The 26,161-nt window shown below is 39.5% G+C and carries 29 protein-coding genes; 22 read left to right on the forward strand and 7 right to left on the reverse strand.

Features of this window, described 5'->3' with window-relative positions; translation table 11 throughout:
- Positions 1 to 274 precede the first annotated feature (274 nt).
- Entirely contained in the window at positions 275 to 1,024 is a 750-nt protein-coding gene (locus tag C6W21_RS03890) for a poly-gamma-glutamate hydrolase family protein (RefSeq protein WP_106055930.1), read from the forward strand.
- 165 nt (positions 1,025 to 1,189) lie between these two features.
- Positions 1,190 to 2,338 carry a Rap family tetratricopeptide repeat protein gene (locus C6W21_RS03895; RefSeq protein WP_106055931.1) on the forward strand — a complete coding sequence of 383 codons (1,149 nt, stop codon included), beginning with the start codon at positions 1,190 to 1,192 and terminating at the stop codon, positions 2,336 to 2,338.
- Positions 2,339 to 2,430: 92 nt separating this feature from the next.
- Here the strand turns inward: C6W21_RS03895 and C6W21_RS03900 are convergent, their stop codons facing one another.
- Complete coding sequence (locus tag C6W21_RS03900) at positions 2,431 to 3,756, reverse strand: S8 family peptidase (RefSeq protein WP_106055932.1); 1,326 nt, start codon at positions 3,754 to 3,756, stop codon at positions 2,431 to 2,433.
- A 584-nt stretch (positions 3,757 to 4,340) separates the two neighbouring features.
- Between C6W21_RS03900 and C6W21_RS03905 the strand changes: the two genes are divergently transcribed.
- Entirely contained in the window at positions 4,341 to 5,075 is a 735-nt protein-coding gene (locus C6W21_RS03905; protein WP_106049380.1) for a poly-gamma-glutamate hydrolase family protein, read from the forward strand.
- A gap of 77 nt (positions 5,076 to 5,152) precedes the next feature.
- Complete coding sequence (locus C6W21_RS03910; RefSeq protein WP_106055933.1) at positions 5,153 to 5,602, forward strand: OsmC family protein; 450 nt, start codon at positions 5,153 to 5,155, stop codon at positions 5,600 to 5,602.
- Between the two features lie 46 nt (positions 5,603 to 5,648).
- On the opposite strand, the gene erbB is transcribed toward C6W21_RS03910, so the two are convergent.
- From erbB to C6W21_RS03930, 4 genes are all read right to left on the reverse strand, one after another.
- The gene (gene erbB, locus C6W21_RS03915; protein WP_106050198.1) at positions 5,649 to 6,017 is read right to left on the reverse strand and encodes an SMR family multidrug efflux transporter EbrB; all 369 of its coding nucleotides are present in this window, start codon (positions 6,015 to 6,017) and stop codon (positions 5,649 to 5,651) included.
- Positions 6,018 to 6,032: 15 nt separating this feature from the next.
- Positions 6,033 to 6,350, reverse strand: a complete 318-nt coding sequence (erbA, locus tag C6W21_RS03920) for an SMR family multidrug efflux transporter EbrA (protein WP_106049382.1) — start codon at positions 6,348 to 6,350, stop codon at positions 6,033 to 6,035.
- A gap of 2 nt (positions 6,351 to 6,352) precedes the next feature.
- Positions 6,353 to 6,790, reverse strand: a complete 438-nt coding sequence (locus C6W21_RS03925) for a TetR/AcrR family transcriptional regulator (RefSeq protein WP_262982922.1) — start codon at positions 6,788 to 6,790, stop codon at positions 6,353 to 6,355.
- A 215-nt stretch (positions 6,791 to 7,005) separates the two neighbouring features.
- Entirely contained in the window at positions 7,006 to 7,251 is a 246-nt protein-coding gene (locus C6W21_RS03930) for a spore coat protein (protein ID WP_106055934.1), read from the reverse strand.
- Between the two features lie 104 nt (positions 7,252 to 7,355).
- Here C6W21_RS03930 and C6W21_RS03935 point away from each other — a divergent pair, with 104 nt between their 5' ends.
- From C6W21_RS03935 to C6W21_RS03975, 9 genes are all read left to right on the forward strand, one after another.
- Positions 7,356 to 7,757, forward strand: coding sequence for a YmaF family protein (locus C6W21_RS03935; protein ID WP_106049384.1), 402 nt, complete (start codon positions 7,356 to 7,358; stop codon positions 7,755 to 7,757).
- A 69-nt stretch (positions 7,758 to 7,826) separates the two neighbouring features.
- A complete protein-coding gene (gene miaA, locus C6W21_RS03940; RefSeq protein WP_106049385.1) occupies positions 7,827 to 8,783 on the forward strand; it encodes a tRNA (adenosine(37)-N6)-dimethylallyltransferase MiaA in 957 nt (318 codons plus the stop codon).
- A 25-nt stretch (positions 8,784 to 8,808) separates the two neighbouring features.
- Positions 8,809 to 9,030 carry an RNA chaperone Hfq gene (hfq, locus tag C6W21_RS03945; protein WP_003211269.1) on the forward strand — a complete coding sequence of 74 codons (222 nt, stop codon included), beginning with the start codon at positions 8,809 to 8,811 and terminating at the stop codon, positions 9,028 to 9,030.
- A gap of 161 nt (positions 9,031 to 9,191) precedes the next feature.
- A complete protein-coding gene (locus tag C6W21_RS03950) occupies positions 9,192 to 9,518 on the forward strand; it encodes a YmzC family protein (protein WP_106049386.1) in 327 nt (108 codons plus the stop codon).
- 79 nt (positions 9,519 to 9,597) lie between these two features.
- Positions 9,598 to 9,810 (forward strand): hypothetical protein, encoded by a 213-nt coding sequence (locus tag C6W21_RS03955; protein ID WP_003212415.1) that lies wholly within the window; start codon positions 9,598 to 9,600, stop codon positions 9,808 to 9,810.
- Between the two features lie 265 nt (positions 9,811 to 10,075).
- Positions 10,076 to 10,468 carry a class Ib ribonucleoside-diphosphate reductase assembly flavoprotein NrdI gene (gene nrdI, locus C6W21_RS03960; RefSeq protein ID WP_008360380.1) on the forward strand — a complete coding sequence of 131 codons (393 nt, stop codon included), beginning with the start codon at positions 10,076 to 10,078 and terminating at the stop codon, positions 10,466 to 10,468.
- Entirely contained in the window at positions 10,428 to 12,530 is a 2,103-nt protein-coding gene (gene nrdE, locus C6W21_RS03965) for a class 1b ribonucleoside-diphosphate reductase subunit alpha (protein ID WP_034662140.1), read from the forward strand. Before nrdI ends, nrdE begins: the two co-directional genes overlap by 41 nt.
- 17 nt (positions 12,531 to 12,547) lie before the next feature.
- Positions 12,548 to 13,528 (forward strand): class 1b ribonucleoside-diphosphate reductase subunit beta, encoded by a 981-nt coding sequence (gene nrdF / locus C6W21_RS03970; protein ID WP_024424085.1) that lies wholly within the window; start codon positions 12,548 to 12,550, stop codon positions 13,526 to 13,528.
- An 84-nt stretch (positions 13,529 to 13,612) separates the two neighbouring features.
- Positions 13,613 to 14,230 carry a hypothetical protein gene (locus C6W21_RS03975; RefSeq protein WP_106055935.1) on the forward strand — a complete coding sequence of 206 codons (618 nt, stop codon included), beginning with the start codon at positions 13,613 to 13,615 and terminating at the stop codon, positions 14,228 to 14,230.
- A gap of 67 nt (positions 14,231 to 14,297) precedes the next feature.
- On the opposite strand, the gene C6W21_RS03980 is transcribed toward C6W21_RS03975, so the two are convergent.
- Positions 14,298 to 15,056 carry an N-acetylmuramoyl-L-alanine amidase gene (locus tag C6W21_RS03980; RefSeq protein ID WP_106049388.1) on the reverse strand — a complete coding sequence of 253 codons (759 nt, stop codon included), beginning with the start codon at positions 15,054 to 15,056 and terminating at the stop codon, positions 14,298 to 14,300.
- Between the two features lie 320 nt (positions 15,057 to 15,376).
- On the opposite strand from C6W21_RS03980, the gene spoVK reads away from it, so the two are divergent.
- The 5 genes from spoVK to glnA all read left to right on the forward strand — a co-directional run bounded on the left by spoVK (position 15,377) and on the right by glnA (position 20,915).
- Positions 15,377 to 16,336 carry a stage V sporulation protein K gene (gene spoVK / locus C6W21_RS03985; protein ID WP_003211912.1) on the forward strand — a complete coding sequence of 320 codons (960 nt, stop codon included), beginning with the start codon at positions 15,377 to 15,379 and terminating at the stop codon, positions 16,334 to 16,336.
- 121 nt (positions 16,337 to 16,457) lie between these two features.
- The gene (gene hflX / locus C6W21_RS03990) at positions 16,458 to 17,720 is read left to right on the forward strand and encodes a GTPase HflX (protein ID WP_106055936.1); all 1,263 of its coding nucleotides are present in this window, start codon (positions 16,458 to 16,460) and stop codon (positions 17,718 to 17,720) included.
- An 18-nt stretch (positions 17,721 to 17,738) separates the two neighbouring features.
- Positions 17,739 to 19,019 carry a methionine gamma-lyase family protein gene (locus C6W21_RS03995; protein WP_106055937.1) on the forward strand — a complete coding sequence of 427 codons (1,281 nt, stop codon included), beginning with the start codon at positions 17,739 to 17,741 and terminating at the stop codon, positions 19,017 to 19,019.
- 91 nt (positions 19,020 to 19,110) lie between these two features.
- On the forward strand, positions 19,111 to 19,521 hold the full coding sequence (locus C6W21_RS04000; protein WP_034662120.1) for a MerR family transcriptional regulator: 411 nt from the start codon (positions 19,111 to 19,113) through the stop codon (positions 19,519 to 19,521).
- 59 nt (positions 19,522 to 19,580) lie between these two features.
- Entirely contained in the window at positions 19,581 to 20,915 is a 1,335-nt protein-coding gene (gene glnA / locus C6W21_RS04005) for a type I glutamate--ammonia ligase (RefSeq protein WP_060596374.1), read from the forward strand.
- A 115-nt stretch (positions 20,916 to 21,030) separates the two neighbouring features.
- Here glnA and C6W21_RS04010 read toward each other — a convergent pair whose 3' ends face one another.
- A complete protein-coding gene (locus tag C6W21_RS04010; RefSeq protein WP_106055938.1) occupies positions 21,031 to 22,182 on the reverse strand; it encodes a site-specific integrase in 1,152 nt (383 codons plus the stop codon).
- Between the two features lie 225 nt (positions 22,183 to 22,407).
- Here C6W21_RS04010 and C6W21_RS04015 point away from each other — a divergent pair, with 225 nt between their 5' ends.
- The 4 genes from C6W21_RS04015 to C6W21_RS04025 all read left to right on the forward strand — a co-directional run bounded on the left by C6W21_RS04015 (position 22,408) and on the right by C6W21_RS04025 (position 26,161).
- The gene (locus tag C6W21_RS04015; RefSeq protein ID WP_106055939.1) at positions 22,408 to 23,517 is read left to right on the forward strand and encodes a response regulator aspartate phosphatase; all 1,110 of its coding nucleotides are present in this window, start codon (positions 22,408 to 22,410) and stop codon (positions 23,515 to 23,517) included.
- Positions 23,518 to 23,652, forward strand: coding sequence for a hypothetical protein (locus C6W21_RS19340; RefSeq protein ID WP_262982702.1), 135 nt, complete (start codon positions 23,518 to 23,520; stop codon positions 23,650 to 23,652).
- 89 nt (positions 23,653 to 23,741) lie between these two features.
- The gene (locus C6W21_RS04020; RefSeq protein ID WP_106055940.1) at positions 23,742 to 25,667 is read left to right on the forward strand and encodes a T7SS effector LXG polymorphic toxin; all 1,926 of its coding nucleotides are present in this window, start codon (positions 23,742 to 23,744) and stop codon (positions 25,665 to 25,667) included.
- Positions 25,668 to 25,672: 5 nt separating this feature from the next.
- Positions 25,673 to 26,161 carry an immunity protein YezG family protein gene (locus C6W21_RS04025; RefSeq protein ID WP_106049398.1) on the forward strand — a complete coding sequence of 163 codons (489 nt, stop codon included), beginning with the start codon at positions 25,673 to 25,675 and terminating at the stop codon, positions 26,159 to 26,161.

The raw sequence follows: 26,161 nt of genomic DNA on the forward strand, positions 1-26,161 counted from the left end.
ACCTTTTGTTTACGGCTTTTTTTGTTTGAAATCAGAAAAACATGTCCATTTTTGTAGGTGATTTTAACTAAAGCTAAAATAAGGTCATACGATGCAGTTTTTATTCAAACAACGAATGATTCAAAGAAGTCAGAAATACCTAGGGCAGCATAAAAAAACAGGTAAGTTCTCCTGATTCGTTCAAATGAGCCGGACAACCTTTGAATTTTGTTAGCTATTGATAGTAAAATAATGCGATAAGATGACACCTAAGAGAATGAAAAGGAGCGGTGAAATGAAAAGGCTACTGATATGTGGATTCATCTTTCTAATCCTGTGTGCTCTTTTAATGGTGAAATGCAGCCATTCTGTTCAAGAAAAAAAAGAGCAAAAGCAACATCAAGAAGAGGTAGAAAAGTATCAAAAAGAGCGAAAAAAAGGGGATCAATATGAAAGCTTTAAACAGCTTATCAGGCATGAAAAAGAAGGCTATGAAATAGAATTTCACGAAAAGGGTGGAAGTGATTTACTCGTCTTTTCTCCTCATGGAGGGGAAATTGAACCAGGAACAAGTGAAATTGTAGAAGCATTTCAAGAAAGGTACTCTACGTATTTGTTTGAAGGAACGAAACAAGACAATAATCGTGATTTGCATATTACAAGCACTAAGTTTGATGAACCGATTTTGGTTCAAATGATTAAAACGTACCCCTTCTCCATTTCCATCCACGGCTATAAAAGTGATAAAAGACACACGCTAGTTGGCGGGACAAACGAAAAAATGCAAAGAGCAGTTGTACGAGAATTAAAGGGCCGAGGATTTTCTGCAGAAATGGTGCAAGAAGGAGAACGGCTTTCAGGAACAGATCCCAAAAATATTAATAATCGAAATGCGAGTGGTGAAAGTGTTCAGCTAGAAATTAGTACGGCGCAGAGAGAAGCCTTTTTCGACCATTTTGATACGAGAAAAGGAAAGAAAAAAGCATTCAGACATTATATCAGTGCTTTAAAAGAAGTATTAAGAGAATTTGCCCCATCTTCGTAGAAAAACCGTTTTGATGGGCAAAAGTACTCTATTTTAACTTGGTAAAAAAGATAGAAATATGCGAAATGAACATAAATTATGTAATAACTTACAATTTGCCTTAAAAACATAAATTATGTAAAATAATAGTTATCAGTTTGATATGATAGAATGGGGCTGAAGTGGATGGCACACAAAATACCATCTTCCGAAGTAGGTGTAAAGATCAATCAATGGTACACGCATATTTGCAAATTTGAAGTCGAACAAGCAAACGACATGAAGCGGCTTGTTGAAGAAGAAATTCATGAGATGGAAGAGGATCAAGATTTACTTCTATATTATTCTCTAATGGATTTTCGCCATCAAATGATGCTTCAGCATTTAACGCCAGTCCATGCAGGGAGTGAAGCACTTCAAGCCGTGTCTTTTCCGAAAGAAATGGAAGATGGAGAAGACGAGATGACAGGCTTACTCGGCTATTACTTTCATTTTTTCCATGGAATGTATGCGTTTATCCAGCGCCGGTATATCGATGCCATTTCCTATTACAAGCATGCGGAACATCAACTGATCTTAGTGACAGATGAGATTGAAAAAGCGGAATTTTACTATAAAATCGCTGAAGTATACTATCATATGAAACAAACTTATTTCTCCATGCATTATGCTAAAAAGGCGAGAGACATTTATAAAAAACATCAGCTTTATGGAAAAAGAAGCATTCAATGTGATTTTGTCATGGCAGGTAATTGGATTGATGCAAGTCAGTATCAAAAAGCGCTTCCTTATTTAGAAAAAGCGTTAAAGGTCTGTGAAGCGATGGAAAAAAAAGAATGCACATCTTACTTTAAAGCGATGGCTCTTAATAACTTAGGCACTTGTCATTATAGTATGGGAACGTACCATACAGCGACTGTCTTTTTTGAACAAGCCATTTCCCTTTATCAAAAAGATCAAGCATCCACGATGATCAAATCATTGTTTTCACTTGCTCTTACCTGTTTTAAACTCGGAGATATCCAGCAGGCGGGCGATGCCATATCTAAAGGAATGGACGAGGCTTGTGTATTGGAAGATGAAATTTATCAGTTGAAATTCCAATTTTTGCAGGCGCTCTATATAGAGAAAGACGGCTGTGAGCAATTGAGGTCGGCACTTTTTGGTCTGCGAAGCAAAAAAATGTTTGCTGATTTAGAGGAATTAGCACTTGATGCGGCTAATTATTATAAGGAACGCGACATGTACAAGGAATCTTCCACTTTTTTTGAGATTGTGATCGAAGCGCGTACGCACATTCAAAAAGGAGATGAGATGTATGAGAACGAAGCATAACATGTCAGCTGCTCAAGTAGATGAAAGACTTCACACATAATAACTAGAAAAACAACACCCTTTACGAGTTAACGTAAAGGGCTTTTTTTTATTTATTCTTTGATGGCTTTTTCTGCGTCAATGGCACCTGCTCCGTAAATCATCGGGTCATCCCCAGACCACTTGCTTGTATTTTCTTTTAACAGGGTTTTGACATCATCGGGCGTTAAATCTGGTGAATGCTCTAATAGAAGAGCGCAAATTCCAGCACAAATCGGTGTTGCCATAGATGTCCCAGATAATGTCGTGTAATCGTCATCGACTCTACTTGATTTATCAAATTTATCTAGAAAGGACCTTGGTGATCTGAGAGAGACGATGTTTACTCCTGGTGCAAGGATATCAGGCTTTGTTTCACCATAAACAGTAGGACCTCTGCTCGAAAATGGTGCCATAATATCATCGTTTGATTCTGGTGTATTCCTGTCATCAAATGCGCCAACCGTAATAACTTTTTGACTGACGGCAGGGCTCGCAATCGTTTGGCTGTTAGGACCAGAGTTTCCGGCAGCGACGCATACAACAATGCCTTGATCCCAAGCAGCATTGACAGCGCGCACCATCGGATCGTCTTGTTCGTCATCATAGCGCTGGGCATCTCCGCCTAGTGACATACTCATAATATGAATCGGATCATCAGGGTGCTCTTCATTGAACTGGATGCACCATTCAACACCTTCTATAATAGTAGAAAGTGATCCAGCCCCTTGTTTATTTAACACTTTCACGCCAATTAAATTAGCTTTTGGAGCAGGTCCTTTGTACAAGCCATCTGAGGCTGCTCCGTCTCCAGCTACATCTCCAGCGCAGTGAGTGCCATGCCCGTTATCATCATAAGGCTTTGTTTTTTGCTTGACTAAATCCACAAAATCGCGAATTCTTCCTTCTAGATCTACATGCGGATAAATCCCTGTGTCAATGACAGCGACCGTAATACCTTCCCCTGTTAAGGTTGTACCGTTTCGGATGACTTCATCAGCATGACTTGCTTGTGTGGCCACATCCAGAAGTGCATGAACTTTCCGGTCTAAATAAATTTTACGAATATGCTCACTATTTGCTAACAGCTCCTCTAAAGCAGTCGGTGTTAGGTCAGCAGCGCAGCAGTCGATATGTGAAAAGTGCCGTTTGATATTTGTTTTTCTACTTTTTTTCATGAACTGTTTTGTGTTTTGAATACCTGCTTCGACCGCACCTTCCTTAAATTCAATGATCACACGAAGCTTCTTTCTCTTCTTTAATCTTCCTTCAAAGAAACGATGAAGAAAGCAAGGCGTCCATTTAAAAGGTTTATAAAGGTGAAGGACGGTCTCTCTTAAAGGCTGATCCAGTTTACTAGCATGTGTTCTGACCATTTGCACCATAGAAAATCCAAACATGTGATGCCCTCCATTCTAGCTATCCATTCTTGTACACTCTTACGTTATGAGAATGAGAGCTGCTTGGTTCGGATTCTTGTCCCTCCTTTCCTTCATATTGGCGGCTTACTCAATTCTGATGAAAAAGAAAAGCGCTTACATTTTGTAAAATAATAGAAAAAGGTGGAAAACATGTAGAATCAGCCGATGATAGGTGGGAGAGTTCTTCTTAGAGAACCGGTGAAACAATCGATTTTGCAGAAAAAAGGGGGGATTAGACAGGGTCAATGCTCATACAAATGTGATTTGTCACAGAGGAAAAAAATCAAATCCATATAAAAACAAGCCGAATTAAAGAAAACAGACTGGATAGAACTAGGTCATTTTAAACATAACTTCATTTGTTTGTCATACTATTCTAACTCTGTTTTCAAAGAGGTGAGGCGTTTCTGTGTATATAAATGCAATTATCTTATTTTTGAGGAATCTCATGATCTAGAGTGTTATGATCAATTTTGAAGAGAAAAAGTGGAAAAAATGAAAAGAAATGATGATTCAATATAAATCATAGAAACGGCTTAGAAATCTGTTAAAGGAGAACGGGAATGAAGAAGTTTTTTGCTTTGCTTCTCCTGCTTGCGATCGGATGGGGCGTTTATTATACGATGCAAGCACAGGAACATGATGAGCCAGTGTCATCAGGTGGGGAAGACGAAAGCGGTTCAAATGATATTTATCGCAATTTTAAAGAACTGGAAGATAACGAATCAACAAGCAGCTATCAGATTACAGCCAACCCAGTGCCTGGAAGCCGTCTTCTTGTGATGTCACCCCATGGCGGGAGGATTGAAGGCGGCGTGAGCGAGATCGTTCATTTTTTCGATAATGATTTCTCTACGTATTTGTTTGAAGGTTTAAGAGAGAATGCGTCAGAACTTCATATTACAAGTACAAACTTTGATGAGCCAGTCGGCGTCGCGCAGGCAAAAGCACACGATTATATCTTAGCAGTGCATGGATACAAAGGTGAGGAAGGAATTGACCATACTCTCGTTGGCGGTACAGATTACGACCGTGCAGAAAAAATTGTGAATTCATTAGAGCGGAACGGGTTTTCAGCTGAACTGGCTGTCGCACACGCAACCCTGAGCGGAACAAGCAATCATAATATTAATAATCTTACTAAAACAGGGCAAAGTGTACAGCTGGAAATTAGTAGAAGTCAGCGTGAAGCTTTATTTGACAGTTTTGACTTTCGGCGGCGGTCGAGTACAAAAAACGAGACGTTCTACCGGTACGTCAGGGCGATTCGGACAGTGCTGGATGAGGAATATACATAAAGATGGTGCACATGTTAAGACAAGTAGCGTGAATTCTTGTTACACTATAAAAAGTGATAACAAAAGGAGAGACGAATATGGCGCGTCATCATTTTCATCTTCAGGCGAGCTGGCCTGGTCTGCGTAACGATGTGGGTACAATCTCATGTGAACAGTTAAAAACGAAGATTTCAATTCCAAAAGAAATGGACGGTCCCGGCATTGGCACAAATCCAGATGAGATGCTCTTGGGTGCAGCGGCTACGTGTTATATTATTACACTTGCCGCTATGATGGAGCGGAGCCAATTAGAGAAAGAGGATCTAACGATGAGTTCTGAGGCTGTCGTAGATGTGACCAATGGTGTGATTACATATGAAAAAATCATCCACCGGCCTGTCATCATCCTCAAAGCATCCGCTTCCGCACAAGATATTGAGCTGGCCCGCAAGCTCGCGAATAAAGCTGAAAGCTCATGTATGATCTCAAGAGCTGTTCAAGGAAATGTAGCCATTTCCTTAGAAGAAACCATTCAAGTTGGCGGGTAAAACAAAAAAGTCATTTTCTCTTATTAAATGGAGAAAATGACTTTTTTTATGACGTCCATTCGGTTTGCTCGATTTGTTCTTTGTTTTCTTCCTTTTGTTTTTTGGACAGGTTCAAGACAATCACACCGCATATCACAAGTGCAAGACCGATAAAGCCTTTTATGTGAATGGTTTCATTAAACAGCACGAGTCCGATAAGAGCAGTGAGTGCTGTTCCAACGCCAGACCATGTCGCATAAGCAGACGAAAGGTCAATCGTTTTAAGTGCCAGACTGAGGAAGGTAAAGGCACAGCCAAATCCGATCAGGACCCCAATACTCGGCAGCAGTTGCGAAAAACCTTGTGAAAGCTTCAGCATCATACTGCCAAAAACCTCTGTCAAAATGGCCCCTGTTAAATAGAGCATTCCTTTCACAATCTCCCACATCCTTTATGGCATATTTAAAAGTACGACCCCTGAGACAAGCATCGCCATCCCAATGACTGCTCTTTGGTTCAAGGTTTCTTTGAAAAAAAGCACGCCAAAAATAGCCGTGAGGACTGTACCAACCCCAGACCATGTTGCGTAAGACATGCTAAGCGGAATGATGTTCAGTGTCAATGACAGCATATAAAATGCAAGTGTATAGCCAGCAACAACGACAGCGCTAGGCTTAAAGCGCGTAAAGCCATTTGAGAGTTTTAACATCACGGCGCCAATGGCTTCTGAAAAAATGGCCACAGCTAGAAAAAGATATCCGAGGATCATGATCATCCCTCCTCTAATAGGTGTAAAATCCGATGAAGTAAAAGGTTTTTTTCCTCTCGGTTCAGCGGTTCAAGCTGAAACATTTCTGAAAACCATATCCCATCACATGCAAGACGGATCAGCTGACTCAATGCAGGGTCATTTATTTCTTCAGCTGCTTTCGCTTTGAACTCTGCATAAAAATCACGCCAAGGGTTCAATAACGCTTCATCAAATGACATAGTAGCCAGCATACTTGTACATAGCTGGATCGTATTTTGATGATCAAGATCATGTAATGTGGCCGATATATATGCACGTACATAAGGCGCTTTTTCGTGTTTGTAAGTTGCTTGATACGTTTCGAGCTGCTGACGAAAGCAAAGAATCGCGTGCTCATTCATTTTTTGGATGAGCTCTTCCTTGCTTGCAAAATGATAAAGCAGGCCGGCTTTGGTCATATGTGCATGCTCTGCCACTTTGAAGGGTAAGCTGGCTTAATCCTTCTTTTAAAATCGTGCGGGCAACTGCATCAAAGATTTGCTCTTTTTTGGTTTTAGACATAAAAAAAACACCTACTTTACTGAACGGTCGGTAAAGTAAATGTTAACCCAGCAAAAACGAGTGTGTCAATCGGTTCATTTGATGAACAGATATTTTCACTAAAACGTCATATTTAATAATAAGGATATGGTCCATATGGCGGGTATGGCGGTGGATAAGGGTACCCATAGCCATATCCTGGCGCAAGCAGAGATCCAGCAAGCAGACCTCCAGCAAAACCACCTAAAAATGGAGGTCCGAAGAATCCGGGTCTACCATAACCGAATCCAGGTCTCCCAAACCCAAAGCCCGGGCGTCCAAAACCAAAAGGTCTTCTCATGTCTTCTTGCATAAATGGCGGTGTGTCAAAATAATTCATAAAAAAAGGCTCCTCTCACATAAAATCACTGTAACTGACATCAGTGTATTCGAATGGCCTATATGTGTTTGGGTGAACGCCTAATATAAGGAGGAATGTCAAAAATGGGCCTGTATCCATCTGATTGGGCAAAATGCCCGCCGCATGCTCATGCATATAAAGCACGAACGGATGTAACAGAAGAGCATTATCATTTAATAGAAGGCATTTCTCAGCCTGTCAATGGAAGCAATACCGATCAGCATACACACTTTTATCGCGGAGTCACCTCTTTTGAGAGGGGGCATTTCCACAGATACTACGGCATCACAGGGCCTGCGATACCAAGATTGGATGGTACGCACTATCACGAGATTGAGGAAGTCACGTTTTCTGCCTATAACGATTCTGTCCCCATTCCGTATGGAGGAGTCGTCTATAGTCCGGACGAGGAGCGGCCGACGCATACGCACCGTTTAAAAGGAAAGACATACGAAGTGGTCGGAAATGAACCACTCGGCTGGTGATAGGCTGTATATAGGAGAGTAAGAGAAGTTATGCTATACTGTAGGCAGTTTGTAAAAGAGAGTGATGTTATGAAAAAAGCGAAACAACCAGTGATTGTATTAGTAGGACCGACGGCTGTCGGCAAAACAAAACTGAGCATTCATATAGCCAAAGCATTTAATGGAGAAATTATCAGCGGTGATTCTATGCAGATTTATAAAGGAATGGACATTGGAACAGCTAAAATCACCCCTGAAGAAATGGATGGTGTCCCGCACCACTTAATTGATATTAAAGAGCCGGACGAATCCTTTTCTACAGCTGAATTTCAGCAGCTGGTCCGTATGAAAATCAAAGAGATTGCCGCTAGAGGGAAAACACCCATGATTGTAGGCGGAACAGGTTTGTATATCCAATCTGTTTTATATGATTACACATTTACCGACGAGAAAAGTGATCCTGCTTTTAGAGAAGAAATGGCGCTGTTTGAACAGCAGCATGGCCCCCTTCAGCTGCACGAAAAGCTAAAGGCAGTAGATCCTGATGCTGCAAAAGCCATTCATCCGAATAATGTCCGCCGCGTGATCCGGGCGCTGGAAGTGATCCATACAACAGGTCAGAAAATGTCGGAGATGCAAAACGGTCATCAAGAAGTTCCTCTTTATGAGACAGCCTTCATTGGGCTGAAAATGGATCGAGATCTTTTGTACGAGCGTATTCATCAAAGAATTGATATGATGATAGATGAAGGCTTAATTGAAGAAGTGAGCGCATTTTATCAATCTGGCTTGAAGGATTGTCAATCGGTTCAAGCGATTGGTTATAAAGAGCTGTATGCGTATTTTCAAGGTGACTGCTCACTTGATGAAGCCACCCGGCAATTAAAGCAAAATTCCCGTAGATATGCGAAGCGTCAGTTCACGTGGTTTCGTAATAAAATGGATGTCACTTGGTTTGACATGACACCGCCTTGCCACTTTTCAGACAAAAAAGAGGAAATTTTCGCATATATAGCAGGAAAGCTTGGACTTAAAGCGAAACTGTAGTTATCAGAATCAAGGAGGACGAAACATGAAACCGATTAATATTCAGGACCAATTTTTGAATCAAATCCGTAAAGACAATACCTTTGTCACAGTATTCTTACTGAATGGCTTTCAGCTTCGCGGTCAAGTGAAAGGGTTTGACAATTTCACGGTGCTGCTTGAAACAGAAGGGAAGCAGCAGCTTATTTATAAACACGCCATTTCTACATTTGCACCTCAAAAGAATGTAAATCTAGAATTAGAATAGGATATGTTCGACCTAATAGCCCCATGCATCTGCGAATAAACCGGCCGGAACCCGCTACGTTTTTTGTCAGTGCAGAGGGGCTATTTTGCATGCCGTGAAACTTTTCAGTCTATTTTGCGTATAATCCCTTATTGGATATGAAGAAAGGTGAGGGAAGCGATATGGAAAATGCAGAGCTTGAATTAAGAAGGATTAGAGTGATCCTTCTATTGATTGGGATTGTTGTCTTATTTGGATCGTGCGCCATTTCAAACATTGAATCGAGACAGGAAAGCTCGCATAACTATGCGAATCAAGATGATAATGGACATATAGAAGGCTTTTTACAATCAGCTGTTGCACTAAAAAATAATCACTTTGCTGTTGTGAAAGATGATGAGGTACATGTGTACCGGTTTGATGAAAAAGAAGGAGAACTGACCCTCATTAAAACGAAGTACATAGATGAATGGGACGAAGAATATGATGATGATTCTGTTGAAGAGTAAGCACGTAAATTTACAAATGAATGTGAAGTCGCTACACTATAATCATGCATCAGACATCTAGACAGAAAAGGATGAGTTCATGACACACAAAATTAAAATTAATCATTGGGAACAAACTTGTGAAGACGACTCCTGTTTCGAATATGGAACAAGCGTTTCTGTAAATGGGAAAGAGTTAGTCAGAGAAGCTTCAATCGTCTCTGCGCTTGAAGCGGTGCTAAAAGAATTAGGTGTTGAAGTTGAAATTACAGAAGTGTCAGAAGATTTACAGTGCGATGCCTACAAAAAATAAAACAAAAAGTCTAGTCTACTAAGCGATTTTTTTTCGTGTTATGATAGATTTCGGTTTCAGTTGAATAGGGAGTAGAGCAGTCTATTTTTAGATCCTGTTCTGCTCTATTTATTTGAACGTACGAGTTCGGCTATGAATGTTCGGCCGGGTTGGTTGATTTTTTTCGTTTCGAACATCTATATATTGTGTTTTGAAAAAACATAGTATACTATATATAGTGAATAATGAAATGATCAACAATACTAAAAACTAGGTCGTGATGGAATTGATTCAAATCGTATTTGATTCAAAAACAGGAAATGTTCAACGCTTTTTGGACAAGACCCCTTTTACAGACAAACGAAAATTGACTGGAGAAGAGTTTTTGGATACGCCGTTTATTCTCGTCACCTTTACGACAGGATTTGGACAAGTCCCTAGTACCACTCAGTCCTTTTTAGAGAAAAATGCTCACCTTTTACTAGGTGTAGCGGTGAGTGGAAACAAAGTATGGGGAGATAATTTTGCCAAAAGCGCCGATACGATTTCTAAACAATATCAAGTTCCTATTTTGCACACCTTTGAACTAAGCGGAACAAAAAGGGATGTTGAATTGTTTACACAGGAGGTAGAAAGAATTGTCACAAAATCAGGTTCCAAAGTGGATACAATTAAATAACGAGATTATGATTCAAAAAGAAGGAAAGTTTCAGTTCGATAAGGACAAAGAAGCTGTACATAGTTATTTCGTAGATTATATTAATCAAAACACAGTCTTCTTTCACAACTTAGAAGAGAAGATTGATTACTTAATAGAAAACGACTACTATGAGGAAGAATTTTTAAGACAATACAGCATGGCAGATATTAAAGAAGTATTCGAAGCTGCATATGCGAAGAAATTTAGATTCCCATCATTCATGAGTGCGTTTAAGTTTTACAACGATTATGCACTGAAAACAAATGATAAAAAGAAAATCCTTGAACGCTATGAAGACCGCATTTCAGTTGTAGCGCTTTTCTTTGCGGGAGGAGATAAAGAAAAAGCACTTGAGTTTGTAGAACTGATGATCAATCAGGAGTACCAGCCAAGTACACCAACCTTCTTAAACGCTGGACGTAAAAGACGCGGTGAGCTTGTGAGCTGCTTCTTGCTTGAAGTGAATGACTCATTAAACGATATTTCAAGAGCGATTGATATTTCAATGCAGCTTTCAAAACTAGGCGGCGGCGTCAGTTTGAACCTGTCAAAACTTCGTGCAAAAGGCGAAGCAATTAAAGATGTTGAAAACGCGACAAAAGGTGTCGTCGGCGTGATGAAGCTTCTTGATAATGCATTCAGATATGCAGATCAAATGGGACAAAGACAAGGATCAGGCAGTGCCTACCTCAATATTTTCCACAGAGATATCAATGATTTCTTAGATACAAAAAAAATCTCTGCTGATGAAGATGTTCGTGTGAAAACTCTTTCCATCGGTGTTGTCATCCCGGACAAATTTATCGAGCTTGCAAGAGAAGATAAAACAGCTTACACCTTCTATCCGCACACAGTCTATAAAGAATATGGACAGCATCTTGATGAGATGGACATGGAAGAAATGTATGATGAGCTTGTAGAAAACCCGAAAGTCAAAAAAGAAAAAGTCAATCCGAGAAAGCTTCTTGAAAAATTGGCTGTTCTTCGCTCAGAATCAGGCTATCCATATATCATGTTCCAAGATAATGTGAATAGAGAGCATGCATTAAACCATATTTCACGAGTGAAATTCTCAAACCTTTGCTCAGAAGTGCTTCAGGCTTCAGAGGTCTCTTCTTACACGGACTACGATCAAGAAGATGAAATTGGTCTTGATATTTCTTGTAACCTTGGTTCATTAAATATCATGAATGTCATGAAAAACAAATCGATCGAAAAAACGGTCAAACTTGCAACAGACTCACTAACACTTGTATCTGAAACAACAGACATTCGCAATGCACCGGCTGTTCGAAAAGCGAACAAAGCGATGAAGTCAATCGGACTTGGTGCGATGAACCTTCACGGGTATTTGGCTCAAAATCAAATTGCCTATGAAAGTGAAGAAGCAAGAGATTTCGCGAATACGTTCTTTATGATGGTGAACTACTATTCAATTAAACGCTCAAGTGAGCTTGCCAAAGAAAAAGGAGAAACATTCCATCGTTATGAAGGCTCTGGCTATGCAACGGGCGAGTACTTCAATAAATACGTGGAGAATGATTTCACACCAAAAACAGAAAAAGCAGCAGCGCTATTTGAAGGCATGCACATTCCAACAAAAGAAGACTGGGCAGCACTCAAAGACTTTGTAGCGGAAAATGGCATGTACCATAGCTACCGCTTATGTATTGCACCAACAGGTTCCATTTCTTATGTGCAATCGGCAACAGCCTCTGTTATGCCAATTATGGAACGTATCGAAGAAAGAACATACGGCAACAGCAAAACCTATTACCCAATGCCAGGTCTTTCAGCGCAAAACTGGTTCTTCTATAAAGAAGCGTACGATATGGACATGTTTAAAGTGGTCGATATGATCGCAACGATTCAGCAGCACGTCGATCAAGGAATCAGCTTTACACTATTCCTGAAAGATACGATGACAACACGTGACTTAAACCGCATCGATCTGTATGCACACCATAAAGGCATTAAGACACTTTATTATGCAAGAACGAAGGATACAGGGCAGGAAGGCTGTCTTTCTTGTGTTGTTTGATTAAAGGAGAGTTTAACGTGACAAAAATTTATGATGCAGCCAACTGGTCAAAACACGAAGACGATTTTACACAAATGTTCTACAACCAAAATGTGAAGCAGTTCTGGCTTCCTGAAGAGATTTCCTTAAACGGGGATCTCTTGACATGGAAATATTTAGGTGAAAAAGAGCGAGATACGTATATGAAGGTACTTGCTGGACTGACTTTACTTGATACAGAACAAGGAAATACAGGGATGCCGATTGTGGCTGAACATGTAGACGGCCATCAGCGTAAAGCGGTATTAAACTTTATGGCGATGATGGAAAATGCAGTACATGCGAAATCATACTCAAATATCTTCATGACACTCGCACCAACTGAAACGATCAGTGAAGTGTTTGAATGGGTCAAGAAGAATAAATTCTTGCAAAAGAAAGCAGATATGATTGTCAGTTTATACCGTTCGATTCAAAAGGACGATCCGATTTCCCTCTTTAAAGCAATGGTTGCTTCTGTTTATTTAGAAAGCTTCCTATTTTACAGTGGTTTTTACTACCCGCTTTATTTCTATGGACAAGGAAAGCTCATGCAAAGTGGTGAAATCATCAACTTGATTTTGCGTGATGAAGCGATTCACGGTGTGTACGTTGGATTATTAGCACAAGAAATTTACAACAAACAAACACCTGACGTGCAAAAAGAGCTATATGATTTCTCGATTGACCTCTTGAACGAGCTTTATGAAAATGAACTTCATTACACGGAAGATATATATGACCAAGTCAATTTATCACATGATGTGAAAAAGTTCATTCGTTACAATGCCAATAAAGCGTTAATGAATCTTGGATTTGCCCCTTACTTTGAAGAAGAAGAGATCAACCCAATTGTATTGAACGGACTCAATACAAAAACAAAGTCACATGACTTCTTCTCAATGAAAGGGAACGGCTACAAAAAAGCAACTGTTGAGCCGTTAAAAGATGATGACTTCTTCTTTGGAGATGAATCATAAGTAAGGCGTAAAAGTCAAAACGCATCACTCGTTTTGGCTTTTTGCCATTTCATACAACGCATTACATACTGGAGGTTACCGAACATGGGAAAAATGGATGAAATCATACTAGTTGCACCTCGCACACGCGTGTTCCAAAACGAAACGCTTGCGTTTAATGGTGTGAATAGTGAAGAGAAAACAATCAACACAATAATGAAAGAAATCGAAGAGCACTTCGAGCAGATGCGCAGAGGCGATGCGGAAGAAAACCCTGACTTCAAGCAGCCGATTCCTTATGTCGTCATTAAGCGTGAGGGCGAAGTGTATGTATATGAAAGGCTTCAAGGCGGGGGAGAGACTCGACTGCATCATAAGCTGTCTCTTGGCTTTGGTGGTCACATGAATTTCATCGAAGGGAAAAACTTTGCTGAAATTCTAAAAGAAAATACGGATCGTGAGCTGGACGAGGAACTTTCTATTCAAGAAGAAGACAAACTTGAGATGAAAACCCTTGGTTTAATTAATGATGATGATAACAGTGTCGGCCGTGTGCACATTGGACTGTTATCAGCGCTTGAATTATCTCCAGGTGCTCATGTAGAAGTGAAAGAAACAGATCAAATCTCAGGAAAATGGATGAAAGCATCCGATTTGAAAAAGCCCGAATACTTCGATCGACTTGAAACGTGGTCTCAATTTGTCGTGAACATTTTAGCATAAATGAATCAATAATAAACCGGCTCAGCAGCAGACTTGAGCCGGTTTATTTCTTTATAACAGCTTCAGCTTATTGGAAAACGAATGCGTCGTGACCGGCCTGCTTTAATCTTGCGACGAGGTCATCCGCATTTTGCTTTGTACGAAAAGCCCCAGCTTGCACTCGGAACATGCCGCCCTCTAATACAACGAAGGCGTCAAAGCCTTTGGATTTAAGTGTGGCTGCTAATTCATCTGCATTGGCTTTCACCTTGAAAGCCCCAGCCTGTACTTTATAAAGATTACCTGCTTTTTTTTTCAGCTGAAAGGCTTTCTCTATTCCAGTGGCATGAGCGCGAGCGATGCCTTGAAGGAAGGTCGCGTTGCGGAGCTTATTGGCATCAGCTGTCGTATCAATGAAACCATTCTCTGTTAAAATAGCGGGCATAGAAGTTTCTCGAAGAACGTGGAAGTTCGCTGTTTTCTTGCCGCGGTTGGCAAAATCCACCGAGCGAACAATTTCATCATGAAGGGCATTGCGATACGTGGTGGTCGGTGCTGAAACGCCAGGATACACAAAGCTTTCAAAACCTGTGCCCCCGCCTGCATTAATATGAATAGACACGAAATAGTCAGCTCCCCAGATGTTTGCCGCATTCGTACGTTGGGACAAAGTGACGGATTGGTCAGTTGAACGACTTAAGCGGACGGAAACCCCATCATATTCACTAATCATGATATCTCTCAGTAAAAGCGCGATTTGAAGTGTGATGTTTTTCTCCAAAAGCCCATTAGCACTAGCTCCAGAATCTGTTCCACCGTGGCCAGGATCAATAAAAATCTTCACCATCTATTCATCACCTCGTCTTTATTTTATGAGAAAATAGAAGAATTGCCTGTACAAAATGCGGAAATCATTGAGACTCTTTTCTGTACAATTTGTGATGAGAAAGCTACATTTTTCTAAGAAAAAACAAATTGTTGGTTTGTCCGCCCAAAATGGATGAATACAATGGAAATAGCACATCATTTCCTGGGAAACCGCAGAAATCCCTACAATATCCGGTATCTCGGGTCATTTTGACAGCAAACTTGGGCTTAAGCGGGCGATTGTCACGATTACAGCTCCACCCGAATAGAATAAAGAGAGAAGAGCGAGAGGTGAATACGTTGGAGCGAGCTGTCACATATAAAAACAACGGCCAAATTAATATTATACTTAACGGACAAAAGCAAGTATTGGTTGATGCAGATTCAGAGGCAGAATATCTAGAAGCCTTGCAGAAAAATGAGGCAAAACACAGCATCTTACGGGAAATAGAGCGTGAAATGAACAGTCTTGTCGGTATGGATGAAATGAAACGAAACATAAAAGAGATTTATGCTTGGATTTTTGTCAATCAAAAAAGGCAGGAACAAGGGTTGAAAGTAGGGAAACAAGCGCTTCATATGATGTTCAAAGGGAATCCAGGCACAGGGAAAACAACGGTTGCAAGGCTTGTCGGGAAGCTTTTCTTTGAAATGAATGTCCTCTCAAAGGGTCACTTAATTGAAGCGGAACGCGGAGATCTTGTCGGAGAGTACATTGGTCATACAGCGCAAAAAACAAGGGATTTAATTAAAAAATCACTAGGTGGCATTTTGTTCATCGACGAAGCCTATTCTCTTGCCCGCGGAGGAGAAAAGGATTTTGGGAAAGAAGCGATTGATACCCTAGTAAAACATATGGAGGACAAACAGCACGAATTCATTCTCATTCTTGCTGGCTACTCCAAGGAAATGGATCATTTTCTATCATTAAACCCTGGCCTGCAATCAAGATTTCCAATCAATATCAGCTTTCCTGATTATACAGTCGATCAGCTTATGGACATTGCCAAACGAATGATGGCTGACAGAGAATATATATTTACCCAAGAAGCTGAATGGAAGCTGCGAGATTATTTAATGCACATTAAAAGCACCACAAGCCCTGCAAAATTCAGTAACGGCCGGTTTGTGCGAAACACGATTGAAAAGGCCATTCGAACCCAGGCGATGAGACTCTTGCTTGTGGATCATTATGATAAAAAAGATTTGCTCACCATTAAAAGTCACGATCTGCAAATGAAAGAGGATACGCCTACTTAAAATGGCGTATCCTTTTTATAAAGAGATACTAAAATAAACCATCCGAATAGTGGTATACGTGTGATGTGTTTGGTATGATGGTACTACTGAAAACTTAAGTACAGAAAGGAAACAACTGACGTTGAATGAACATGAAATGACAGAAAAAGCGATCCTTGTCGGCTGTCAATTGCCGCATGTCACGGATGAACGCTTTCAATACTCAATGGAAGAATTAGCTTCCTTAACCAAAACAGCTGGCGGTGAAGCTGTCAGCGTGATGACGCAAAAGAGAAATAGACAAGACAGCGCAACATATATCGGTAAAGGCAAAGTAGAAGAGCTTGAAGTGCTTTGCGAGGAATTCGAATGTGATGTCATTATTTTTAATGACGAACTGTCTCCAAGTCAGCTAAAAGCTTTGGCAACTGCCTTAGATGTGAAAATTATTGATCGTACACAATTGATTTTAGACATCTTTGCAAAAAGAGCCCGTACAAGAGAGGGGAAGCTGCAAATAGAGCTTGCCCAGCTTCAGTATGCCTTGCCAAGACTAAGTGGACAAGGGATCAGCCTCTCAAGACAAGGAGGCGGAATTGGCGCAAGAGGTCCAGGTGAAACAAAACTTGAAACAGATAGACGCCATATTCGAAACCGCATTCACGAAATTAACGGGCAATTATCTACAGTCAAAGAACACCGTACAAGATACCGGGAACGCCGGAAGAAAAATGGGGTGTTCCAAATTGCCATTGTCGGATATACGAATGCTGGAAAATCTACTTTGTTTAATCAATTAACAGATGCAGATAGTCATGAAGAGGATCTGCTGTTTGCGACGCTTGATCCAATGACACGTAAGATGACATTAGCATCTGGCTACAGTGTGCTGATTTCAGATACTGTTGGCTTTATCCAAGACCTTCCAACAACACTGATTGCGGCATTTCGTTCCACTCTTGAAGAAGTGAAGGAAGCTGATTATTTGCTTCACGTCATCGATTCTTCTAATGAGGATTACGAAGGTCACGAACGAACGGTTCATGAGCTATTAGAAGAACTAGAAGCAGACCGTATTCCGATGCTGACGGTTTATAACAAAGAAGATCAAATCAGACCAGATTTCATCCCATCTTCAAAGCATCGTCATCTGTTAATCAGTGCGAGACGCGAAGAAGATGTGAAACGGTTAAAAGCGGATATCATGGCTGAACTGAAAAAAACCTTTTTAAAGCCATATCATGTGAAGATTCCAGCTTATGAAGGAAAGCTCATCTCCACATTAAAATCAGAAACGCTCGTGGAATCAATAGACTTTCAAAAAGAAGCAGAACTTTATGATATTACCGGATTTAGTGGTGAGGAGCAGACCATTTTAGGTCAAATCAAGAAGTATATGTTGTAAGAAAGGAATTAAATCAAGATGTTTCATACATTAAAACACGGCAGTATTTTAGAAAAAGTAGCAGCAGAAACAGAACAAGACATTTTACACATGCATCAGCAAATTGATCAAAAGAGCGAACAAAATGAGTGGCGGGTGCTTGAAAGCTACCGAAAGCATAAAGTCAGTGACTCTCACTTTAACCCGACAACTGGATATGGTTACGATGATATGGGAAGAGACACGTTAGAAAAGATCTACGCGGATGTCTTCGGAGGAGAAAGCGGCCTTGTGCGTCCGCAGATCATTTCCGGCACACATGCGATTTCCATTGCGTTATTTGGTGTGCTGAGACCTGGTGATGAATTGATCTATATGACGGGAAAACCATACGATACGCTAGAAGAAATTGTAGGGATTCGCGGCAAAGAAGGGACAGGCTCATTAAAAGACTTCCAGATTGATTACAAGGCCATTGATTTGCGCCAAGATGGCTCCATTGATTATGACAAAGTAAAAGAGTCGATCTCCTCTAAAACAAAAGTCATCGGCATTCAGCGTTCGAAAGGCTATGCTTCAAGACCCTCCTTTACAATAGAAGAAATCGAGCAAATGATTTCATTTGTAAAAGAGATCAATGAAGAAATCATTGTGTTTGTGGACAACTGTTATGGTGAATTTACTGAATTACAAGAACCATGTCATGTGGGAGCGGATCTTATGGCTGGTTCCCTTATTAAAAACCCAGGCGGCGGGCTTGCCAAAACAGGCGGCTACATCGTTGGAAAAGAAAAATGGGTAGAAGCTTGCTCTTATCGAATGACATCTCCGGGCATCGGCAGTGAAGCGGGTGCATCGCTGTATGCGCTTCAGGAAATGTATCAAGGATTTTTCTTAGCACCGCATGTTGTGGCGCAAAGCTTAAAGGGCGCAGTGTTCACGGCTCGCTTTCTTGAGAAGCTCGGGTTCCAAACGAACCCAGCGTGGAATGCGAAAAGAACGGATTTGATTCAATCCGTCGAATTTGGCGATCCTAACAAAATGATTGCGTTCTGCCAGGCGATTCAATATGCATCTCCGATCAACAGTCACGTCACACCGCATGCGAGCTATATGCCGGGCTACGAGGATGATGTCATAATGGCAGCGGGCACCTTTGTCCAAGGAGCTAGCATCGAATTGTCAGCCGATGGACCGATCAGACCGCCTTATACCGCCTACGTTCAAGGCGGACTCACGTATGCCCATGTGAAAAATGCGATTTGCAGTGCTGTAGATGCCTTATTGGAACAAGGTTTTATCAAAGTACCTGCTCAATAAAAAAATCCATGTTAATATTCCTAACATTTCGTTGACACATAATATAACATGACATATAATAAATTTAAGCAAAGAGGAGGAGACAGTTGAGATGAGTGATAACATTCGCCGCTCAATGCCTTTATTCCCAATTGGGATTGTCATGCAGCTAACAGAATTATCTGCAAGACAAATTCGCTATTATGAGGAAAATGGTTTAGTATTTCCAGCAAGAAGTGATGGGAATCGCCGATTATTTTCTTTCCATGATGTTGATAAGTTACTGGAAATTAAAAACCTCATCGAACAAGGTGTAAACATGGCAGGAATCAAAAAACTTTTTGCCAAAGCTGAGGCAGAAAATCCAGCGTCTGACACAAAGACCGAGGAGAAAACCACAGCGAAGCACAACTTGACAGATGATGAACTCAGGAAGCTACTGAAGAAGGAACTCATTCAGGCTGGACGTTTCCAACAAGGAACGACCTTTAGGCAGGGGGATATGTCAAGGTTCTTCCGTTAACGAATTAGCAAAAGCATTGCTATACAATTTTACCTTTTGTAGGGGAGGAGTTTTACGAAATGGCAAAATACACAAGAGAAGATATCGTAAAATTAGTAAATGAGGAAAACGTAAAGTACATTCGTCTGCAATTTACAGACATTCTCGGAACGATTAAAAATGTTGAAATTCCTGTGAGCCAGTTAGAAAAAGCTCTCGATAACAAATGTATGTTTGACGGTTCATCTATTGAAGGTTTCGTACGTATTGAAGAATCAGATATGTATCTATACCCAGATCTCAACACATTTGTTATTTTCCCTTGGACAGCAGAAAAAGGTAAAGTTGCACGCTTTATTTGTGACATTTACAAGCCGGACGGGACACCATTTGATGGAGACCCACGTAATAACTTAAAGCGTGTCTTAAAGGAAATGGAAGAACTAGGATTTAGTGATTTCAACCTTGGACCTGAGCCAGAATTCTTCTTATTTAAATTAGATGAAAAAGGCGAGCCAACGCTTGAACTAAACGATAAAGGTGGATACTTTGACCTTGCACCAACAGATCTAGGCGAAAACTGCCGCCGTGATATCGTGCTTGAGCTTGAAGAAATGGGCTTTGAAATTGAAGCATCTCACCACGAAGTAGCACCTGGACAGCATGAAATTGATTTCAAATATGCTGGCGCTATCCGTTCTTGTGATGACATTCAAACGTTCAAACTCGTTGTCAAAACGATTGCGAGAAAGCACGGTCTTCATGCGACATTCATGCCAAAACCATTGTTCGGTGTAAACGGTTCTGGTATGCACTGTAACCTATCATTATTCAAAAATGGCAAAAACGCATTCTTTGATGAAAAAGCAGATTTACAATTAAGCGAGACTGCTAGACACTTTATCGCAGGTATCGTCAAGCACGCAACAAGCTTTACAGCGGTCACAAACCCAACGGTTAACTCTTACAAGCGTCTTGTACCTGGTTATGAAGCACCTTGCTACGTTGCATGGAGTGCACAAAACCGCAGTCCATTGATCCGTATCCCTGCATCACGCGGCATCAGCACACGTGTAGAAGTGCGCAGCGTTGACCCATCTGCAAACCCATACCTTGCACTAAGCGTATTACTTGCAGCAGGTCTTGACGGAATCAAAAACAAACTAGACGCACCAGCACCAATCGACAGAAACATCTATGTCATGGACAAAGAAGAGCGCCTTGAAAACGGCATCTCTGACCTACCTGCAACACTTGCAGAAGCACTTGAGCTGCTGAAATCAAACGAAGTCATGATCAACGCACTAGGCGATCACCTATTCGAACACTTCATCGAATCAAAAGAAATCGAATGGGATATGTTCCGCACCCAAGTACACCCATGGGAACGCGATCAGTATATGTCTCAGTATTAATAGAGAAATATTGATTTGACAGGGTTTTTGAAAAGGATTTGGTGGTCAATTTTATAGTGACCACAACCGAAATAAGGGTTGACCACTTTTTGACCACCAAATTCAACAAAAAAATTTAACTCAAAATTGAGTTGATGTAATTCTCGAAACTGTCCACAGATTTATTTTCGAGTTTTTCACTTATATGAGCATATACGTCAGAAGTTATGCTTATGTTTTTATGTCCTAGTCTTTCTTGGATGAACTTCATACTTTGACCAGCTTCTAATAATAGAACTGCATGAGTATGTCTTAATCCATGGATTGGGATATTTTCTATTTCAGCTTTTTTCAATATTCTTTTTAATGCATTGAACAAGGAGGACTTTGGTAAAGGATCTCCTTTTTCTCTGCAGAAAACAAGGTCTAGATCATGATCATATATTTCATTAAAGACCATTTTGTTATCGTTGATCCACTTCATATGAGCGTGAAGTTCCTTTGCAAAAGACTCTGTAATCTTGATAGTCCGTTCTGAGTGATATGTTTTAGTGTTACCAAATAGCTCTTCACCAGGTTCTCTTTGAAAATCAAGTGATTTATTAATTGTTATGGTTCGATTCTTCAAGTCAATATCTTTTCTTTGAAGGGCAGCAGCTTCACCTTTTCTCATACCAGTTTCAATCAAAGTCTTGAAGAAAATGTAGTAGATATAGTTATCCTGACGAGCAATCTTTAAAAACTTCCCAACATCCTCTGAGTTAATATACTCCAGACTTTGTTTAGATTTACTACGTTTTTTAGGTAACACAACCCCATCACATGGGTTTGATGCAATTTTCTTAAGTGGTCTAACAGCCATAGACAATGCATGATACATAGTGCCGTGTATGATCTCAATAGTCCTTGTGCTATACTTACCTGATTCCTCAAGAGTGTTTATGAATTTCTGATATCTCATTGGTGTTATGTCTTTTAGTTTAATCTCTTTGAAGTATGGGAGAATTTTATTCTCAACATTTCTTTGATGAATATTGTAAGTGTTTTTTGCAACTTTTCCTTTTTTGTACACTTCCAACCATTCAATAAGGAAATGCTTTAAAGTTATTTCCCCACCACCAACTTCAACATCACTTCTAAGCAATTCTTCATGTTTTGAAGCAGCAATCTGAGCTTCTTTTTTGGTGTTGAAACCACCTTTAGAAAGCTCTGTTACTTCTTGAGTAACTGGATCTCTGTGTTTTATTCTATACTGCCATGTTGTCCCTCTTTTTCGGAAACTCGCCAATAATATCCCACCTTTCTAATATGCATATCCCATTTTAACACTTGTGTTTTAGGTGGACAATCATATTTTGTTAATGAATGTAGGGATGCATTCTACATAAAACATATCTTTTATAGGTAAACATTTTGCGGTATACCGAAAACTTTTAAAATGAACACCTTGACTTTACATATGTTGTAAATATCATGTTAAAATTATACAAAGGAATTACAAGGGGGTAACGGGATGACAAGGTTAATTGCCTCTCAGGAGGTTGGAAACATGTTAAATACTTGGAATCTTGCCATACAAAAAGGGGATTTATCAGCAGCTATTGAGATGCAAGATGACATAGACAAAGCAATTGAATCAATGGAAGAAAATCAGAATATTCTTTTGTACTATCAACTATTGAGCTTTAGACTTAAACTAAAACTTCAGAATATTAGCAGAAATTTAGACAAGCCATTCTTTGAGAGAAACGCCCCAGATGAAAAAGAAGAAAAAACAAATAAACTCATGTCATATTACTTCTATTTTTATAATGGGATCTATCATGACTACTTGCAAGATTATGATAAGGCACTAAGTTATTTCAGAATAGCTGAAAAGAAATTAGCTTATGTTGATGATGAAATAGAAAAAGCAGAATTTCATTATAAATTAGCTGTTCTATTCTATGATTTGAAAATGACTTTCTTATCTAAACATCATGCTCAAATTGCTTCAGATACTTTTAATGCACATGAAACGTATATCAAAAGACAAATCAACTGTAGAATACTACATGCGCTAAACTTAATAGACCAATTTGAATATGACAAAGCAAGTGATCTCTTTAATGAAGCAGAGGAAATGATTAAGGATATTGCTGATAATCACTTAATCATACACCTTTACTACAGTATGGGATTTTTGGAAAGTAAAAAAGGCAATTACACAGATGCTTCTAAACTATATAGACGTACCTTGAGCTACGAAGAAATAGAAAACCATAATCTATTGAAATTGAGATGTTTGTACGAATTATCTAGAGTAGGAATTTCAACTCAAAGTAAAGAAGCAATAGAATTAATTGATCAAGGGCAAAGTTTATCTGAACAAGTTGACCATGAGATTTTTCAGATTAAATTTAAACTGTTAAAAGAAATTTTTTATGATGTTACCGAATCTCAAATAAATAATATTAATACTCTTTGCTCAGAACTTGAAGAAAAAGGAGTATGGGTTGATTTAGAGGAAATCTTAGTTGATGTGGCGAAATATTTAGAGAGAAGAGGCTTGCTGCAACAATCATTGAATTACTATAAAAGAGCCTTACGTGCAAGCCAGTATGTAGGAAAAGGAGTGAATTAAATGAAAAAGTCTATTTTTATAACATTATCAATAGCTGTAGTTGCACTAGGTACACTTTTCTTTACAAATGGTTTGATTCAGCCTCTACATGAAGATGTCCAAACAGTCGCATCAAGAGGCAGCTCTGGAGGATAATTGGTTAAAAAACGATAAAGTGGATTAAAGTGTAAGACTCCTTGTGGTATTCTAATAAAAGAATATTCCATAAAAGGAGTCTTTTTTATATGAAAATATTAGATGCTCCATCTTTATTATCAGCTGTAGAGGAAAGATCGAAGGTATATCAGAAGCTGCGGGAAGAAATGGTAGATTTAAAGAAAGCGTTAGAAGGTGTTTCAGGCTTAGGTGATGAATTTACTGGGAAAGGTGCAGATAATATCAAAGCCTTTTATAATGATCTTGCACTTTACACCGACACTTATCTTGATTTTATTGATATGCAAAAGGCTTTTTTAGATGGAGTGAAAGGAAAGCTTGATGATGAATCGTTAGGCGGGAGTACATTTATTGATGAGCACTTCTTAGACGCTCAATTGAAGCAAGGCATTCAGAACAATAAAGATATGGTTAAGGAACAAAAAGAAGCCCTTACGGCTATTTTTGACGATGTCAGTGATCTAATTGAATTGCAGACGTTTTCCAGCAAAGAGGTAGATGAGCATTTAGATGATGCGAACGAAGAAAGAAAAGATGCGATTGAGGCATTACATAAAATAGACCATGATCTAAAAACAGAATACGCAAAGTCAGAAGCGATTGAGAATCACCTCAAAAATTTTTATGCAAAGATGATGGCTGCTACAGGAAAAGGAAAGAACGCTCAGCCCATGTATTATGATGCAAAAGCGTTTCATGAAACAGATGTGTACAAGAACCATAATAAAATCGATGCTCAAGTGAAGGCATATTTAAAAGTGAAAAAAGAAGAAAAAGAGAAACGAAGAATCAAAGAATTGAAGGCAAAGCTCAATGATCCTTCGTGTATATCAGAAGAAAAATACTTTGAGATTGTAGACGAAATTGGATATGAAAACCTTTCTTACGATCAAAAAATGTATTACAGCCAACTGCTCCAAATCAAAGCGCAGGAAGAAGCATCAGAGGTATTCGTTGATAGTGTAAAAGGTGCTGCAGTTGGTCTATATGATGTGGCCAAAGATACTGTAGTTGGCATCTACGATCTTGTAACAGACCCTGGGGGTGCCGTTGAATCAGTCGTAACAGCTGTTTCTCATCCAATTGAAACATCGAAAGCGATTGGAAAATCGATTTCAGACTCATTCCAAAAAGAAGTCATCGATGGTGATGCGTATTCTCGATCACACTGGTTCGCCTATGCGACTGGTTCACTAGCAGAAATCGTCTTTGGTTCTAAAGGGGCAGGAGCCATTACAAAAACGGGTACATCTGCAGCTAAAACAACCGTTAAAAAAGGACTTGAACAAGGCGCAAAATCAATAGATAGAGTCTCTATTCCGAATCTATTGCCATACTCACCAAAGTTTCAAATAGCAGGAGGAGGGAAACTACCCTATAACGTTTTTGACGGAGAAAATATCAAAAATAAGCTCCTCTCCATGGCGAAACGTCTAGACAACAATTCAGGATACGGCATCTCTAAGACAGGCAGACGCTTACCAGCACCTAAATCACTACCGACTGTTGTCAGTTACGGAGATCACTATGTGAGATGGAAACGTAAAAAAGTATTAAAACCGAATGTCGTTTATTCAACAAAGCAAGGCTACACCTACACAACCGATCACTACGGACGTATTGTCAAAGTCGAAGCAAGTGATTTAAAATACGGAGAGGTCAAAAGAAACCAGTACGCTCAATCTAATTCAGGTAAGCCAGATCGATTACTAGATGATGATGGTGGTCATTTAATTGCGTCTATTTTTAAAGGGTCTGGGGATATTGATAATCTCATACCTATGAATTCACAGATCAATCGAAGTGGTGGGAAATGGTATGAGATGGAACAGAAATGGAGAAAAGCATTAGCATCTGATCCCCCAAAGCGTGTAGAAGTTATAATTGAGCCGAAGTATTTAAACGATTCAATCAGACCCTCTGAGTTTGGTGTGTTTTATAGCATAGAAGGAAAAGAAAAGTATCTAATTGTCGAAAATAAAATCGGAGGGTGAATAATATGGAAAACACAACAATTGATTCCATCTATCAAAAAATAGTTGAACTTATTCATGATAACATTCCAGTTGAATGGGAAAAAATACGACTGTATACGGAAGTGGTCAAACACGAAGCAGAAATAACTTTTTACTTTAAAAAAAAGGGTGATAAGGAGTTTATTTATGGGCACAACATACCTAAATTATTTAATATCAGTAGATCAGTATATATGGATTTTTTAGTTGAATTATCACGATTATTTAGACAGTTAAAAACATTTTATGAAAAAAATAATTATGGTTCATGGACTAATCTCACACTTGAGATGGAGCATTCAGGTAAATTCTCGATTGAATATGGATATGAAGATATTTTCTCATTAGGTATTGATGGTGATCAAAGAATAGCAGTTTGGGAATATGAAACTTTCGGATTTTTACCCGACGATGAGGAAGATAAAGAAGCAGTACTGAATTTTATAAAAAATAAAGAAGAAAACAATTACTAA

Source organism: Bacillus sp. NMCN1 (assembly GCF_002998085.1).
GTDB lineage: Bacteria > Bacillota > Bacilli > Bacillales > Bacillaceae > Bacillus.